The organism is Alcanivorax sp. (assembly GCF_017794965.1).
Taxonomy (GTDB): Bacteria; Pseudomonadota; Gammaproteobacteria; order Pseudomonadales; family Alcanivoracaceae; genus Alcanivorax.
On the sequence record NZ_CP051240.1, the window covers coordinates 96,674 to 111,689 of the forward strand.

General features: G+C 58.6%; 14 protein-coding genes. 8 read left to right on the forward strand and 6 right to left on the reverse strand.

The features are described from left to right. Positions 1 to 83 precede the first annotated feature (83 nt). Complete coding sequence (locus HF945_RS00465; RefSeq protein ID WP_290523872.1) at positions 84 to 386, forward strand: hypothetical protein; 303 nt, start codon at positions 84 to 86, stop codon at positions 384 to 386. Positions 387 to 443: 57 nt separating this feature from the next. Here the strand turns inward: HF945_RS00465 and HF945_RS00470 are convergent, their stop codons facing one another. Then, complete coding sequence (locus HF945_RS00470) at positions 444 to 1,670, reverse strand: alkaline phosphatase PhoX (protein ID WP_290523873.1); 1,227 nt, start codon at positions 1,668 to 1,670, stop codon at positions 444 to 446. Positions 1,671 to 2,192: 522 nt separating this feature from the next. Next, on the reverse strand, positions 2,193 to 2,669 hold the full coding sequence (locus HF945_RS00475) for a hypothetical protein (RefSeq protein ID WP_290523874.1): 477 nt from the start codon (positions 2,667 to 2,669) through the stop codon (positions 2,193 to 2,195). A 22-nt stretch (positions 2,670 to 2,691) separates the two neighbouring features. Here HF945_RS00475 and HF945_RS00480 point away from each other — a divergent pair, with 22 nt between their 5' ends. Beyond that, positions 2,692 to 3,756 (forward strand): transporter substrate-binding domain-containing protein, encoded by a 1,065-nt coding sequence (locus HF945_RS00480; RefSeq protein WP_290523875.1) that lies wholly within the window; start codon positions 2,692 to 2,694, stop codon positions 3,754 to 3,756. Here HF945_RS00480 and HF945_RS00485 read toward each other — a convergent pair. The 4 genes from HF945_RS00485 to HF945_RS00500 all read right to left on the reverse strand — a co-directional run bounded on the left by HF945_RS00485 (position 3,725) and on the right by HF945_RS00500 (position 6,997). Further along, complete coding sequence (locus tag HF945_RS00485; RefSeq protein ID WP_290523876.1) at positions 3,725 to 4,444, reverse strand: hypothetical protein; 720 nt, start codon at positions 4,442 to 4,444, stop codon at positions 3,725 to 3,727. The genes HF945_RS00480 and HF945_RS00485 overlap by 32 nt on opposite strands. After that, positions 4,434 to 5,894 carry an ATP-binding protein gene (locus tag HF945_RS00490; RefSeq protein WP_290523877.1) on the reverse strand — a complete coding sequence of 487 codons (1,461 nt, stop codon included), beginning with the start codon at positions 5,892 to 5,894 and terminating at the stop codon, positions 4,434 to 4,436. Before HF945_RS00490 ends, HF945_RS00485 begins: the two co-directional genes overlap by 11 nt. Positions 5,895 to 5,923: 29 nt before the next feature. Beyond that, a complete protein-coding gene (locus tag HF945_RS00495) occupies positions 5,924 to 6,373 on the reverse strand; it encodes a response regulator (RefSeq protein ID WP_290523878.1) in 450 nt (149 codons plus the stop codon). Positions 6,374 to 6,574: 201 nt separating this feature from the next. Then, positions 6,575 to 6,997, reverse strand: coding sequence for a PaaI family thioesterase (locus HF945_RS00500; protein WP_290523879.1), 423 nt, complete (start codon positions 6,995 to 6,997; stop codon positions 6,575 to 6,577). 104 nt (positions 6,998 to 7,101) lie between these two features. On the opposite strand from HF945_RS00500, the gene HF945_RS00505 reads away from it, so the two are divergent. The 6 genes from HF945_RS00505 (at position 7,102) to HF945_RS00530 (ending at position 14,977) form a co-directional block, all read left to right on the forward strand. Continuing rightward, positions 7,102 to 7,452 (forward strand): hypothetical protein, encoded by a 351-nt coding sequence (locus HF945_RS00505; protein ID WP_290523880.1) that lies wholly within the window; start codon positions 7,102 to 7,104, stop codon positions 7,450 to 7,452. A gap of 87 nt (positions 7,453 to 7,539) precedes the next feature. Beyond that, complete coding sequence (locus HF945_RS00510) at positions 7,540 to 8,790, forward strand: TolC family protein (protein ID WP_290523881.1); 1,251 nt, start codon at positions 7,540 to 7,542, stop codon at positions 8,788 to 8,790. A gap of 118 nt (positions 8,791 to 8,908) precedes the next feature. Next, positions 8,909 to 10,132, forward strand: coding sequence for an efflux RND transporter periplasmic adaptor subunit (locus HF945_RS00515; protein ID WP_290523882.1), 1,224 nt, complete (start codon positions 8,909 to 8,911; stop codon positions 10,130 to 10,132). Positions 10,133 to 10,144: 12 nt separating this feature from the next. Next, the gene (locus tag HF945_RS00520) at positions 10,145 to 13,288 is read left to right on the forward strand and encodes a CusA/CzcA family heavy metal efflux RND transporter (RefSeq protein ID WP_290523883.1); all 3,144 of its coding nucleotides are present in this window, start codon (positions 10,145 to 10,147) and stop codon (positions 13,286 to 13,288) included. Positions 13,289 to 13,436: 148 nt separating this feature from the next. Further along, entirely contained in the window at positions 13,437 to 13,886 is a 450-nt protein-coding gene (locus HF945_RS00525; protein ID WP_290523884.1) for an NYN domain-containing protein, read from the forward strand. A gap of 110 nt (positions 13,887 to 13,996) precedes the next feature. After that, complete coding sequence (locus HF945_RS00530; RefSeq protein ID WP_290523885.1) at positions 13,997 to 14,977, forward strand: transposase; 981 nt, start codon at positions 13,997 to 13,999, stop codon at positions 14,975 to 14,977. The last annotated feature ends 39 nt before the right edge of the window (positions 14,978 to 15,016 follow it).

Genomic DNA, 15,016 nt, shown 5'->3' on the forward strand with positions numbered 1-15,016 from the left:
TTCAGAGCGCGCCATTCGCGTGCAAGCACGCTCCCACAGAGACCTTGAGCTTAAGTGAACAGCATTGCGGGTTTGCAGTGCTTGTGAGCGTAGTGGCAGGTGCATTGCGCAAGAGCTTGAGGGCTGCCGGTTTTCTGTCTTTTGCGTCAGACGTCCGACTTCAGACGTCTGACCAATCTGCTTTCCCGCTAATCCGCGATGAACCTTTTTTTTATGCCGCCCTGCGGCTGCATCACGTTTCACGCAGCATGCAACACGTGAAAGCGCAGCGCCTTCCGGACTATGTTCCGCTTTTGCAGGAGCCCAGCTTGCCTGGGCGAATGAATATCAGAAACGAGTTACGTTTTACGAAAAGCGAAAAGAACATTCAGGTTCAGATGTTCTGATTTTCGCAACGCGTCGATTCGCCCAGGCAAGCTGGGCTCCTACAGGGTTTCTGCACGCTACAGCGTGACGAAATTTTCGAACGGACCGGTGATTTCGTAGGTGATGCCGAAACCGTTCCCGCCCCCAAACAGATTGCTGCCACGCTGTGAACTGAAATACAGGCGCGTGCCATCCGGGCTGAAGGCTGGTCCGGTGATTTCCGAATCATCCTGGCCGGTGACCTGAATCAGCGGTGCTACCTCACCCTGACTGTCGATAACCACGATCTGCATGTCGCCACCGTCTTCGGCCACCAACACATCCCCGCCGCTGGAGACAGTCAGGTTATCCACGCCGGTCAGAATCGGATTGGCCGAGGTGGCGGCGTCATAAATCACCTCAAGACGGTTCAGGTTGGTATCCAGCCGCCATACCTTGTTGTCCCCCTTGGTGGTGAAATACACATGGCCGTGGCTGTACCAGCAACCTTCGCCGCCATCAAAGGCGGTGCTGTCCGCCAGCTGTTCCCGGGTAGGCGTTTCCAGCAGATTGGGGGTCGGGTTGGGCACGTCCAGCCAGCTTACATACCCCTGTTCATCCACGGCGGCGGCCTGTAGCAGGCCGTCGTCCAGATTCAGTGAGCCATCACTGTTTCTGCCAGCAGGCGTAAACCGGTAGAACCGGCCATCGCTTTCATCTTCCGTGAGATAGACCCTGTCGAATACCGGATCCACGGCGGCGGCTTCATGCTTGAAATACCCCAGACCGCGGCGCAACTGGGCCGGGTGTTCCCCGAATGGGTCGCATTCGAATACCCGGCCACATTGTGTTTCTTCGCAGGACAGCCAGGTCTGCCAGGGAGTGGGACCGCCGGCGCAATTAATGTTGGTGCCGCCCAGAATGCGATAGGCATTATTCACCGAGCCGTCGGCATGGAAGCGGATCGCCCCGGCGCCACCGCCAAGCAGGCTGATGGTTTCGCTGTTGGACACATATACCCAGCCGCCATCCGGGGCGGAAAAAGTGGCGCCGCCATCCGGATAGCTGTGCCAGCGATAACCGGTTCGGTTCCAGAAGCTGCGTCGTACACGCTGTCCTGCCGCCGCCACAATGCGAGAGGAAAATCCTTCAGGAAGACGAATGCCGTTGGCGTCAGGAGCCCTCAAGGGGCCAACGTCAGACAGGGTGCGAGCGGACAGAGGTTGGCTGATGGCAAGAAGGCTGGGGCCCACAGCCAGGGCGGCCAGGCCGGTGGACCCTTTCTTCAAGAGATCGCGGCGCGAGAGTGATGTCTTGGTGTTCATTTCCCTTCTCCCTGAAAGTAATGTGTGCAGGCCGGCAGGGTAACGATGAAATGCGACAAAAAGGGTGATGCGATTCAGGGCATGAGGTCGTCTTGCATGAAACGGGTCACGTTTCGAGAGAATGTCATCAAAAATTCATCCCTGGATACGCTGTTTGTATCAGGGAAGAAAAGCTACAAGCTACGCCTGGATTAGAAAAACCCAAAAAGTCTCCGGGCTTCCACATTGCTACGAAGCTGCTGTAGGAGCGAGCCTGCTCGCGATCCGAGCCCGAGCGAGGTAAGGATTTCAGAGCCCCGAACAGAATCTTGGCCTTCATGGTGATCCGATCCCATGCGAGGCCAAAGCACAGAGGCCCCCAAGTTCCGAGTGTCGAGTTGAGAAACCCCAACATTCCGGGCGTCCAGGTTTTGATCTTCGAAACTCGCGTTTCGTCACTCGAGACTTATTGACTCGCTTGGGCTCGAATCGCTTGCAGGCAAGCTCCCACAGGGGGGATGCCAGCTACCCGCGCCAGCAAAGTCACCGCGCTGGCGAGTCCACCAAAATCACCAATGGCGCTTCCTGATCCTGGTGGTCTGCGCGCACGCAGCGTAGTTCAAACATGCCGGACACATCAAAGCGCCAGGGTAGAACCACGGAGCTTCCGGGTTCGCTGAGGCGGGTGTTGGGGTAATCCTTGCGTAAGTCCGGCATGAGTCGGTGGATCAGGTTCTGGTCACGCAGGGCGGTGTTGTCGCCAAGGGCAAACAAGTGCCAGTCATCGCTGGTGTTCCTGATGGTCAGATTGAGGGAGTGATTCAGCGCAACAGCCAATGATGATGGCTGCCACTGTCCGGAGAATGCCACAGCCCTCACGGGGAGTTGCCCGGGTGTTCGCAGTGCTGTGCCTGCCGCCATGGGGATCTCGTCTGGCAGAATGCCATGCCCCCGGCTACCCTGTGACGCAAACAGGGCTGTAGCCAGTGTGATGAAAGCCAGTCTCCGCAAAACAGCCATCCATAATTACCCGGGAGGGATAATGTCGCTCAGATTGCATGTTTTGGCCACCGGCCTGTTGTTGGCCATGGCGGCCCTGGCCCAGGCCGCGCCCCTGACCGTGGGGGTGAAGTCCTCGCCGCCCTTCAGTTTCCAGAGCGGTGACCGCTGGGACGGACTCAGTGTGGAATTGTGGGAGAACGTGGCCGAGCAGGCGGAGATGGACTATCGCTACCGGGTCTACCCCTCCGTGAACGACATGCTGGTTGCGGTGGAACAGGGGCAGATCGATCTGGCGCTGGGTGCCATCAGTGTCACCGCCGACCGGGAGCGGCGGCTAGACTTCTCGCAACCCATGTATCGGGGCGGTCTCGGGATCATGACTCGCAGCGAGCCGGGTGGCTGGCTGATGACCTTGCAGAGTCTGTTCAGCTGGAAGTTCTTCTCTGCGGTTCTGGCGCTGGTGCTGGTGTTGTTGATCGTCGGTGTGCTGATCTGGCTGTTTGAGCGCAAGCGAAATCCGGAGCAATTTGGCGGTTCCATGGGAGAAGGCATTGGCAGTGGTTTCTGGTGGTCCGCCGTGACCATGACCACGGTGGGATATGGCGACAAGGCACCGGTAAGCCGTGCAGGGCGTTTACTGGGGCTGGTATGGATGTTTGTCAGCATCATCACCATTTCCGGTTTTACGGCGGCCATCGCCTCCAGTGTTACCGTTAACCAGCTGCAGACCAGTATCAAGGGGGCCGCAGATTTGCCAAGAGTGAATGTGGCCAGTGTGGAGAACACCAGTGGTGCGCAGTGGTTGGCCGCCCGCGGGATCCAATTCACCGCGTACCCCAACCTGCAACAGGCCATGCGTGCGGTAGCCCTGGGGGAACAGGACGCGTTGGTGGCGGATGCCCCGGTCATGCGTCACCTGATTCGTGACCGCGGCGACAAGGGCCTGCTGGTGTTGCCGAATCTGGTGCGTGAAGAAAGTTATGCTTTCGCCATGGCTAACGGCAGTCCCCTGCAAGAGCCGGTCAATCTGGCCATGCTGTCCATTCTGCCCACGGAAGAGTGGCGCATGGTGCTTAATCGTTACCTGGGGAAAAACGATTTGTAGTCTCTTCCGGCGCCGCTGTACCGAACAGCGGCGCCAGTTCCGCCAGGTCATCCTCCAGATTCCAGTTGAGATGCTGGGCAATGGTCTTCAGCAAGACCATGGCATTCACCGGCGCATCCGAAAGATTACGGTCCTGGAAGCGCTTGACGAAGCAGCGATTGAGTTCGTTCAGCGTCTGGTAGCGTTCGTTCAATCCCGCCAGTGAGGCCTGATCTTCCTGCCTGTTTTGCACAATCTGCTGAAGCAGATAGAGACTGGTGCTGCGCACCAGCGTTTCCGTATGGGAACTGAGGGGAAGATGGAAGCGTGCCATGGGCCGCAAAAAGCGGGTATGGGGGCAGTCACTGCTGGCGCAAATCAACCCGAACAGGGAACCCAGCGCCCGTTGCAGTGTGGTGTCCTGCTGGTAATTGCGCAGCTCGGTTCTCACTTCCAGGGAGATAGGTTGGTAGGATTCTCCTGGCGGCAGTTGCGGCAGCAGATAGGCCAGGTTGCGGGCAATCGGGCAATAGCTATGGGTGTCGGTACTTAACGGGCAATGGCTGCATTGGTGGTAGTCCAGCCTGGCCCAGTCCGGAGGGGAAAAGTCATCCGGCACCGCAATGGAGTGATCGTCCTGCAAGTGAAACGGGATGCGGGCTTCGGCGCCGTCCGCATCCCGTATCTGATAGAGGATATCAGGCTGCATGAGCCTCACCGCGCTGGCGGCGTGGTAGCTGGATAGTGAACGTGGTGCCTTCTCCCAGGTGGCTGCTTACCGACATGCTGCCTCCATGCTGCTGGATGATGTCATGGGAAATGGACAGCCCCAATCCTGTGCCTTGTCCAATAGGTTTGGTGGTAAAGAAGGGCTCGAAGATCTGGTCAATCTTGTCACCGGGAATGCCCGGACCGTCATCCGTGATGGACAGCGTGAACCAGTTGTCATCGCAGGTCACATCAATGTGGATTTCCCCCTTGCCCTGTATCGCCTGTGCTGTGTTGACGAACAGGTTCATAAAAACCTGGGAAAGCTGGCTTTCCGATCCCTGCAATGGCGGTAAATTTTCAGGAATATCCCGCTTTACCGTAATCCGGTTTTTCAACTCGTGATGGGCCAGGTTCAGCGATGCATCAATGCACTCCACCAGATCAATGGAAGAAAACTTGTCCGGCTGGTTGTGAGAGAAATGCTTGAGATCGCGGATGATCTTCTTGATCCGGTCAATGCCCTCCATGGTTTCATTTACCAGGCTTTCCTGATCTTCCAGAATGAAATCCAGTTTTTTTCTTTCCGGTACATTGCCTCCCTCAATAGCCAGAAAGCGGTCAAATTTCTCCGGTGTAATCCGCTTTTCCAGCCCGCGGATAACCCCGCTCAGGGCGCCCAGATATTCCTTGCAGCGATTGATATTGGAGGATAGGAACGCGATGGGGTTGTTGATCTCATGAGCAATGCCCGCCGAGATCGTGCCCAGTGAGGCCATTTTCTCGGAATGCAGCAACAGGGACTCCACTTCGTTGAGCTTCTGATCCTTGTCCATCACCGCCTGCTGCAGTTCTGAATTCTCCGCCTTGATATCGGTAATATCCGTGCCGAAATAAATATAGCCGTCATCCTCATCGGAGATATAGGAAAGCGGAAACAGGAACATGTTCATCCAGTACACCGAGCCGTCCGCCCGGCGGTTGCAGACTTCGCCATTCCATACACCGGAAAGCGCCCGCGAGCACTGCATGACGCCTGCACCGGACGGTAGCCTGTCTGCTGCCGGATGATTCACGGTTTCCGGCTTGCCGATAAGTTGTTGAAAGGAAAACCCGCTCAGTGAAAGGAACTTGCCGTTGGCGAACGTGATCACGCCATCGCGGTTGGTGGTGAGCACGCAGTACTCATCAATAATCCGGCCCAGGGGGCCTAGCGCCTGTTTGTTGAGCTTGTGTTCATCGGCATTCACTTCAATCAGCCGTAACCGACGTCCAAAGGTGTCATGGGTCAGCGAGGAAAACTCACTCAGCCGGGCCTCAACATTCATGGAGGTCCGGTAGGTTTTATAGAGGAAGAAAATAATGATCAGCAGGATCACAGTAGAGGCGATGAGGAACAGTCCCTGTGCCTCGATGCCCATGATGTCTGACGATGCCCAGATAGTGTCCATGGCCTGTTACCGCATATCCTGGAGTGAGTTCAGTCGCCAAGCCCCAAACTCTGCAAGGCTTTTTCCTGTTCGCGGACCTTCTGCGCCAGGATGCGGTTCTCCAATAAGATGTCATGGAACTTCATGCCTTCGCGAAGTGCATCCAGAAGCTGGTCGTCTTCCCAGGGCTTGGGAATAAAGCGGAAAGCGCCAGCCTTATTGATGGCGGACATGACGGTCTCGATATCAATCACCCCGGTGAGCAGAATGCGGATGGCATCCGGCTGCAGGTCGCGAATTTCCTGCAACAAATCCACCCCGTTCATCTCCGGCATCATGAAGTCTGTTACAACGGCATCGAAAACCGTGGTGCGGGCACGGCGCAGGGCCTCGTGGGGGTCTTGATAGGTCTCCACCTGCCAGTCGGTATTCATTGACAGGGTGCGGTGCAGAGCTTTGAGGATGTAGTCCTCATCGTCGACGAGCATGATCTGATACATGATAACTCCCTTGCTGCCAGGCTGTGCTGGCATCCTGCCGGCACAGTGAATAAACGACCGATCAAATCGCCGGCCTTACTTGAACGATACGCCTGGAGAAGGGGAGAGACAATTCACGGCCCGGGCAGGACAGGGCCAGTCATGCAGCCCCGCTAACCGCCGGTCGGCAGCACTGCAAAAACACGGATAAACGCAGGGATATCAGGCGGATTTGATAATGGACTTGGTCACCGACCCGGTGGCAATCAGGCGCTCTTCGCCGGCGTCATTCACGGCATAGGCTTCGGCCCGCATGGCAGCCAGGGTGCGGCCGATCCGGTCAGCCTTGCCTCGCAGTATCACCGTCTCACCCTTGAATGCTGCCCGAAGTACGCTGCTGTGGGTTTCAATAGTGACCGGTGCCTGGTCATCCTCCAGCAGTGGTACCGCCGCAAAGAAGCAGGCCACGTCCATGAGTGCATAGGTAATCCCGCCGTGCAGGGCACCCAGGGGGTTGGTGGTGAAGTCATTCACCTGAAAGCGTAGTTCGCTGGTACCTTCGCCGGCCTGTATTAATTCCAGCTCGCAGGCACGGTGCAGCGGGTGGGCAAGAACTTCATCGCGGGCAACATCAAGGCGGCTCATGGTGGTTTGTCCCTGTCTGGTTGAAAACGGGCGCTACTTTGCCGGCATCGCTCCGGATTGTGAATGACCGTAGGGAACGCATCGGCTTGACTGTGGTCCCATACATGGCGACGATACGCATTCCCAACCCGCTGGCGGCTTTCATGAAAGTACTGGTCTGGACATTGCTGCTGATCATCTGCACCCATGTGCTGGTGCTCGATGCCGTGCATCATGAACATGATGCCGGAGCTGGCTATGCCCAGTCCCTGAGTGATGACAGTCACCAGCAGGACCGTGCCCCGCTGGATGTGCTCGACCAGGGTGCCGAGCACTGCTGCCAGTGCCATGGCTTCATGGCCGGCGTTGATTGCCCGCCGGCGCAGCAGCCAGCGCCAGTCACCGCGCTGCTCGGCTGGCGCCCGGATCTTCCCGAAGCCCCCCCGGAATCCCCGTTCCGCCCTCCTATCGCCTGATCGTTCTGACGTTTCGTTTGCAGTGATGCGCCCCGTATCGGGCCGTTCACTGTGATTCATCGTGTCTGAATTATCAGGAGACTTCCCATGGGAAGCCGTTACCTCGTGCGTGTCAGTGTCATGCTGGCCGTACTGTGTGGCGCGCCATTGGCCGCCAGCGCGACTGTCGATCAGCATTCGGCAGCGCAATCGCAATGGGCGCAATGGGTGCGCCAGCAAGTCCAGCAGTTGCCCGCCAGCCGTGCTATCCAGGCACGGCAGGAGCAGTGGCTGGCAGAAAGCCGTGGGGCAGAGCAACCGCTCTATAACCCCAATCTCAATATCAACTATGAAGACAGTGCCGAGGTTACCCAGACCGTGGGCCTCAGCCAGACTCTGGACTGGTCTGGCAAGGCGCGGGCCAGTCGCGATGTCAGTGCAGTGCGACAGACGCTGGCGGACCTGCGTGCGCAAAAGGCGCGGGCCGATCTGTTGGCGCAATCGCTTCAGGCATTGGTCGCCTGGGATGCCGCCCAGGCACGACTGCAGGCCGCCCGCCAGCAGGAGCAGCAGCTCACCGAACTCACAGGGCTGATTCGCCGTCGCCAGCAGGCCGGTGATGTGGGGCAGGTGGATGCCAGCCTCACCCTGCTATCGGTGGGGCAGGCCCAGCAATCGCTGGCCGAAGCGGAAGCCAGCGCCACCCGGGCACAAACCCGGTTGCGCGAAGTGATGGCGTTGTCCGTTCCCGCCTATGGGTTGCCACAGGACGGCTTCACTTCAGCGGGTGCCCTCACGGGCTCGCCCGATGCGCGCCTGCCAGCCAACTACGATCTGCAGCTGGCGGAACAGCAACTGGCGTTGGCCGAGCAGGGCGTCACCATCGCCAACAAGCAGCGCAATGCGGACCCCTCCCTGGGGGTGTACGTGGGCAAGGAGGGTGACGACAACCTGTGGGGCGTGGACCTCAGCTTGCCGCTGAAATTCTTCAACACCGACAAACCTGCCTACCAAAAGGCACTGGCCGACAGCGATGCCCGCCGTGCCCTGCTGGAGAAAACCCGCAACGAAATCCGTGCCCGCCTGCAAGGCGCGCTCGACAACGCGCAGCAACAACAGCAGCGCTGGGACAACTGGCAGCAACTGGCGCAACCCTCGTTGAGCGATAACGACGCCCTGCTCAAACGTGTCTGGCAACAGGGCGAGCTCACCACCCAGAACTACCTGCTGGCCCTCAATCAGAGCCTCGACACCCGCCTGTCCGGCATCGCCCTGCGCGAAGCCATGCAGCAAGCCTGGATCCACTGGCTCCAGCAAAGCGCTCAGCTGGATGAGTGGTTAGCCGCACTGGCGGATTAATTGTTTTGTAGGAGCGGCGCTTGAGCCGCGAAGAAATTGGCACTGCATGCCGTGTAACGCTTCGCGGCTCAAGCGCCGCTCCTACATAAAAAATTGGAAATTCTTTATGAAAACCAAAATGACTTTCAAAAAAACGCCGCTGGCGATCGCCCTGCTGGCAACCCTGTCCTTCCCCGCATGGGGCGAAGACGATCACGGCCATGACCATGATGCTGCGCCGACGAACAGTGAATCTCACGCGCAGGAAAACCATGATGATCACGACGCCCACGATAATCATGACGGCAACGCACCCACGCACGATCATCAGGACGAACACGGCGAGCAAGAGGAATCCGGTGTAACCCTTACGCCCGAACAACAAGCCATGCTCAACCTGCAAGTCATCACCCTGCAGCCGAAACCGAACGCCACCCAAACTCTCACCGTCCCGGCGGAAATCACCAGCAACCAGTACCGCACCTGGGTAGTACCGGTACGCATCGATTCCCAGGTGCAATCGCGCAGCGCTTCTCTGGGTCAGCACATGAAAAAAGGCGAGCCCATTGCCACCCTGTTCAGCCCGGCCATGGCGGAACTGCAAAGTGAACTGCAGGTGGCCGCCGATGCCTGGCGGCGGGTGAATAACCTGGGCCGTCGCACCGTGGGCAACCAGCGTTATCTGGATGCGCAAAGCCAGTACCAGTCCTTGCGTGCCCGCGCCAAAGGCTATGGGCTGGATGACGCCGCCATCCGCGCCATCGAAAGTGGCAAAAGCGAAAAGGGCATCTACACCCTCACCGCCCCGGATGAAGGGCTGGTGCTGGAAGATGCCTTCCAGCAAGGGCAGTGGCTCACCGCCGGTAGCGAACTGGTCACCCTGGTGGATGAATCCGAACTGTGGGCAGAAGCGGCGCTGCCGCCCAGCCCCGGCCTGAACATTCCCACCGGCACTTCTGCGCGGCTGCTCATCGGTGATGCGACTGTAGAAGGCGAAGTGATCCAGTCCGGCCACCGCCTTAACCCGGTAACGCGAACCTTGTCGGTACGTGTGGCGGTGCCCAACGCCGGGCACCTGTTGCACCCCGGCATGTTTGCCGATGTGGCGTTGTCACTGTCGGCACCGGAGAACGCGCTCACCGTACCGGAAGAGGCTCTCACCCGTGGCCCGGATGGGGATTGGCAATTGTTTGTGGAAGAGGAGCCGGGTCATTACCAGCCGGTGGAAATCGAACTCACCGGCCAGCTGGGTGAGCAACGCATCGTCACCGGCATTGAGCCTGGTAAACGTGTCGTCACGCGCGGCGCGTTCTTCCTCGCCAGCGAAATGGCCAAGTCCGGTTTTGATATCCACAATCATTAAGGGATCACCGTTATGTTTAATCGTATTGTCGATTGGGCGGTGACCAACCGTCTGATTGTATTGTTGCTGCTGGTGATCACCGTGGGAGTGATCGGCTGGCAATTGCCCAACTTGAAACTGGATGCCTTCCCGGACGTGACCAACGTCCAGGTGCAAGTGAATACCGAAGCGGAAGGCCTGGCCGCCGAAGAAGTGGAGCAGTTGATTACCTATCCCGTCGAGGCGGTGATGTACGCGCTGCCCCAGGTGGCCGAGGTGCGTTCCATTTCCAAGACCGGCCTGTCCATCGTCACCGTGGTGTTCGAAGAGGGCACCGATATCTACTTTGCCCGCCAGCTGGTGTTCGAACGTTTGCAGGCGGCGCGGGAAGATATTCCCCAAGGCGTCGGCACCCCGGAGATGGGGCCGAACACCTCCGGGCTCGGACAGGTCTATCAATACCTGCTCACCGCCAAACCGGGAGCCAACATCGATGCCATGCAACTGCGCAGCCTCAACGACTGGGTGGTAAAGCTGTTGCTCATGCCCGTGGGCGGCGTCACCGATGTGCTCAGTTACGGCGGGGAAGTGCGCCAGTATCAGGTCAACGTGAACCCCACCCGGTTGCTGGCCTACGACCTGACCCTGCAACAGGTCATGGAGGCCATCGCCGCCAACAACCGCAACGCCGGTGGCTGGTATCTGGATCGCGGTGCCGAGCAACTGGTGATTCGCGGCATGGGCTGGGTAGGCAGCGGCGAGCAGGGCCTGCAAGACATCGCCGCCATTCCCCTGCGCGAAGTGGATGGCACCCAGGTACGCGTCAGTGATGTGGCCAAGGTGGAATTCGGCGGCGAGATTCGGCAGGGCGCGCTCACCATGACCCGTCGCGATGCCAATGGCGAACCGGAAGCGTTGGGCGAAGTGGTGGCGGGCATCGTGCTCAAGCGCATGGGCGCCAACACCAAGGCCACCATCGATGGCATCAAGGCACGGGAAGCGCGCATCCAGCAGGCCCTGCCCGAGGGCGTGGAATTCCAGGTGTTCTACGATCAGGCAGATCTGGTGGAAAAAGCCGTCAGCACCGTGGTTACCGCCTTGCTGCTGGCGTTTGTGTTTATCGTCATCGTGCTGGCCCTGTTCCTGATGAACCTGCGCGCCACCGCCCTGGTGCTGCTGTCCATTCCTCTGTCCATTGGCCTCGCCCTGCTGGCCATGGCCAGCTTCGATATGTCCGCCAATCTTATGTCCCTGGGCGGCCTGGCCGTGGCCATCGGCATGCTGGTGGATGGTTCGGTGGTGATGGTGGAAAACATCTTCAAGCACCTGAGCCGGGTGGAAGGCAGTCGCGATGCACAAGGCGGTATCGCCCTGCGGGTGAAAGACGCCGGTCAGGAAGTGGCACGCCCGGTGTTCTTCGCCGCCAGCATAATTTTGGTGGTGTTTCTGCCCCTGTTTGCCTTCGAAGGGGTAGAGGCCAAGATGTTCGTGCCCATGGCCATCAGCATCATGCTCGCCATGGCCGCCGCCGTGCTGGTGGCGCTGATCGTGGTGCCCGCCCTGGCCGGTTTTCTGTTCCGTCACGGCGTGGAAGAAAAGCCCAACAAACTCATGCAGTGGCTTGAGGCCCGTTATCGGAAGCTGTTGGCCAAAGCCATGCAGGCCCGCAAGGCCGTCATCGGCGGCGCGGTAGGTCTGTTCGCTTTGGCGTTGGCCACCACTCCCTTCATCGGCACCGAATTCGTGCCGGTACTGGAAGAGGGCACGCTGGCCCTGCGCGTGACCCTGGCGCCGTCTTCCAGTCTCGATACCGCACTGGAAGTGGGTGAAAAACTGGAGAAGGAGATCATGACCTTCCCGGAAGTTACCTACGCGCTCAGCCGGGTAGGGCGCGCGGAAATCGGTGGCGACCCGGAGCCGGTGAGCAACGTGGAAATCTATATCGGCCTCAAGCCGGTCGATGAATGGGAAAGCGCCAGCACACGTCTGGAGCTGCAGGAAAAAATCCAGCAAAAACTGGCGGTCCATCCCGGCCTGCTGCTCAACTTTTCCCAGCCCATCGCCATGCGCGTGGACGAACTGCTTTCCGGCGTGAAAGCGCAACTGGCCATCAAGCTGTTCGGCCCGGATCTCACTGTGTTGCAGGAAAAAGGCGAAGCCATCACCCAGACGGTGAAGGAAGTCGACGGCGCCACTGACGTGCAACTGGAACAGATCGCCGGGGAAGCCCAGCTGGTGGTCACCCCGGACCGAAACGCGCTCAGCCGTTACGGCCTCAGCGTCAATCAGGTCATGGATCTGGTCAGCAACGGCCTGGGCGGCGGCAGTGCCGGGCAGGTGATCAACGGCAACGAACGTTACGACATCTATGTGCGCCTTGAGCAGAGTGCCCGCAACAATGCGGAAGCCATTCGCAACCTGCGATTGAAAGCCGCAGACGGTGCCTGGGTACGGCTCATGGATGTGGCAGACGTGGACCTGGTGTCCGGCCCTCCGCAGATCAGCCGCGACGACGTGCAGCGCCGCGTGGTCATCCAGGCCAACGTGGCGGGCCGCGACATGGGTTCCGTCGTGGCCGATATTCAAAACGCCATCGACACCGAAGTAGATCTGCCCGCTGGCTACAGCGTGGACATCGGCGGCCAATACGAAAACCAGCAGCGCGCCCAGCAACGCCTGACCATGGTGGTGCCCGTGGCTGTGGGGCTGATCGCCCTGTTGCTCTACTTCGCCTTCGGCTCCGTGGCCCAGGCCGCCCTGATCCTGGTCAACGTGCCCCTGGCCCTTATCGGCGGCATTCTTGCCCTGGCAATTAGCGGTCAGTACCTGTCCGTGCCCAGCTCCGTGGGCTTTATTACTCTGTTCGGGGTGGCGGTGCTGAATGGGGTGGTGATGGTGGAGGCCATTAATCATCGCCTGCGCGATGGCGAAGCGCTGGACGTCGCCATCTTCGAAGGGGCAGTGTCGCGGCTGCGCCCGGTACTGATGACCGCGCTCACCTCCATGCTGGGGTTGATTCCCATGTTGTTGGCGACGGGTGTGGGCAGTGAAGTGCAGCGGCCATTGGCGGTGGTGATTGTGGGTGGGTTGGTGTCGGCTACGGCGTTGACGTTGTTGGTGTTGCCGAGTCTTTATGGGGTGTTTTCGAAGGAGAGGACGGCGGAATTGCAGCGATAGCGTCCAGGCACGGGCTTGACGGTCCGGGGAATGGGCTCGATAATGAAACCACAACTCACCCCTCGCAGGCATCATTCAGTTGGTGTTTGCCTGGGGCGGAAAAACCGCCTTCTTGGCGGTTTTTTCATTTATGGCATAAGGATATGCTTTGAAAACAATAATCTACGTGGACGGGTATAACCTGTTCTATGGCTGTCTTAAACATTCAGGGGATAAATGGCTGGATCTGAAAGTGCTGCTGGCAGACCAGATTCTCCATGCCCAGAACCCTCACGCTGAACTGGTGAAAATCAAGTTCTTCACTGCCGATATCAAATCCAGAGTCGCATCTAACGGCGCTGCTGCCCAACACGCGCAGCAGGCTTATCATCGGGCTCTCTCTGTCCGTTATCCCGACGAAATCGACATTATCAAAGGCTATTACAGTCTTGAAAAGGCGCGGTTGCTGAAATTCAAGCAGCCGCCAGATAAAACAGAACGTGTCGATGTGTGGAGGCTGGAAGAAAAGCAGACTGATGTGAATATCGCTCTGGAAGCATATCGAGATGCGTCCAAAGGTCTGGCTAAACAGTTGGTCTTTGTGTCGCGACGGATATAAGGGACACCCATGAATTGGCGGATCTCCTACGCCAAGAATGATTGATCTCTGATGTTGAGCTGATTGTTTGGTCAGTATTGTTGAGTCATGGATAAGTAAGGAGGCGTTCCATGACTCGTGCTCGCTATACCCAGGTTTCTCTGGACTCCACTCCCTACTATCACTGCATCTGTCGCTGTGTGCGGCGGGCGTTTCTGTGTGGTCGGGATCACTATTCCGGCCAGGATTATGAGCATCGCCGCCAGTGGGTGGTGGATCGCCTTGCGGTGTTGGGTGAGGTGTTCGCCATCGATCTCTGTGCCTATGCAGTGATGTCCAACCACTATCATGTTGTTGTCCGTATCAATGAGAAAAAGGCATCAGGCTGGAGCGACACTGAGGTCGCTGAGCGATGGATGCAGTTGTTTCGTGGCCCGGAGGTGGTCAAGCGCTGGTTGTCCGGGCAGGCAGAAGGGGGTGAAACACTTAAAGCGCTTGAGATTATCGGGCTGTGGCGGGAGCGGCTTTATGATCTTGGGTGGTTTATGAAGTGCCTGAATGAGTACCTTGCGCGTCGTGCCAATGAGGAAGACTGCTGTAAGGGGCGCTTCTGGGAAGGGCGTTACAAGTGCCAGGCGCTGCTGGATGAAAAGGCGGTGCTGCAGTGCATGGCGTATGTGGATCTGAACCCTGTCAGGGCAGCGATGGCGGCGACGCCGGAGGAATCTGACTATACCTCCATTCAGCAGCGGACAAGCGCGATCAACAGCACAGGCAAGCAGAACCAGACACCACGGTTATTGCCGCTGGTGGATGATGCGCATGTTGAGGCGGATGATGATGAAACGGTTTGTCGGTTCCGATTGATGGACTACCTGGTGATTGTGGACAGTACAGGTCGGGCGATCCGCCATGACAAGCGAGGTGCTGTCTCTCTTGAGGTGGCAGGGATTTTGGGGCGGCTTGGCATTGAGGAGTCGACCTGGATGCGGCATATGAGACCCAGGAAGAAAAGGTTGCCAGTGGCAGTAGGAGGCGTGACGAGGCTGAAAGAGTATGCGGCACGGACGGGGCGGCGCTGGGTTGTGGGTCAGAGGGAAATGATTTGCTGAGTATGTATGCTCTTCTTGAAAGTGATGCTGCCCCCGGAA

Coding starts and splice junctions, on each gene's coding strand:
- HF945_RS00500 (WP_290523879.1), bottom strand. CDS start 6,997: ATGAGCCGCCTTGATGTTGCCCGCGATGAAGTTCTTGCCCACCCGCTG.
- HF945_RS00475 (WP_290523874.1), bottom strand. CDS start 2,669: ATGGCTGTTTTGCGGAGACTGGCTTTCATCACACTGGCTACAGCCCTG.
- HF945_RS00470 (WP_290523873.1), bottom strand. CDS start 1,670: ATGAACACCAAGACATCACTCTCGCGCCGCGATCTCTTGAAGAAAGGG.
- HF945_RS00480 (WP_290523875.1), top strand. CDS start 2,692: ATGTCGCTCAGATTGCATGTTTTGGCCACCGGCCTGTTGTTGGCCATG.
- HF945_RS00505 (WP_290523880.1), top strand. CDS start 7,102: ATGGCGACGATACGCATTCCCAACCCGCTGGCGGCTTTCATGAAAGTA.
- HF945_RS00510 (WP_290523881.1), top strand. CDS start 7,540: ATGGGAAGCCGTTACCTCGTGCGTGTCAGTGTCATGCTGGCCGTACTG.
- HF945_RS00520 (WP_290523883.1), top strand. CDS start 10,145: ATGTTTAATCGTATTGTCGATTGGGCGGTGACCAACCGTCTGATTGTA.
- HF945_RS00485 (WP_290523876.1), bottom strand. CDS start 4,444: ATGCAGCCTGATATCCTCTATCAGATACGGGATGCGGACGGCGCCGAA.
- HF945_RS00490 (WP_290523877.1), bottom strand. CDS start 5,894: ATGGACACTATCTGGGCATCGTCAGACATCATGGGCATCGAGGCACAG.
- HF945_RS00495 (WP_290523878.1), bottom strand. CDS start 6,373: ATGTATCAGATCATGCTCGTCGACGATGAGGACTACATCCTCAAAGCT.
- HF945_RS00530 (WP_290523885.1), top strand. CDS start 13,997: ATGACTCGTGCTCGCTATACCCAGGTTTCTCTGGACTCCACTCCCTAC.
- HF945_RS00515 (WP_290523882.1), top strand. CDS start 8,909: ATGACTTTCAAAAAAACGCCGCTGGCGATCGCCCTGCTGGCAACCCTG.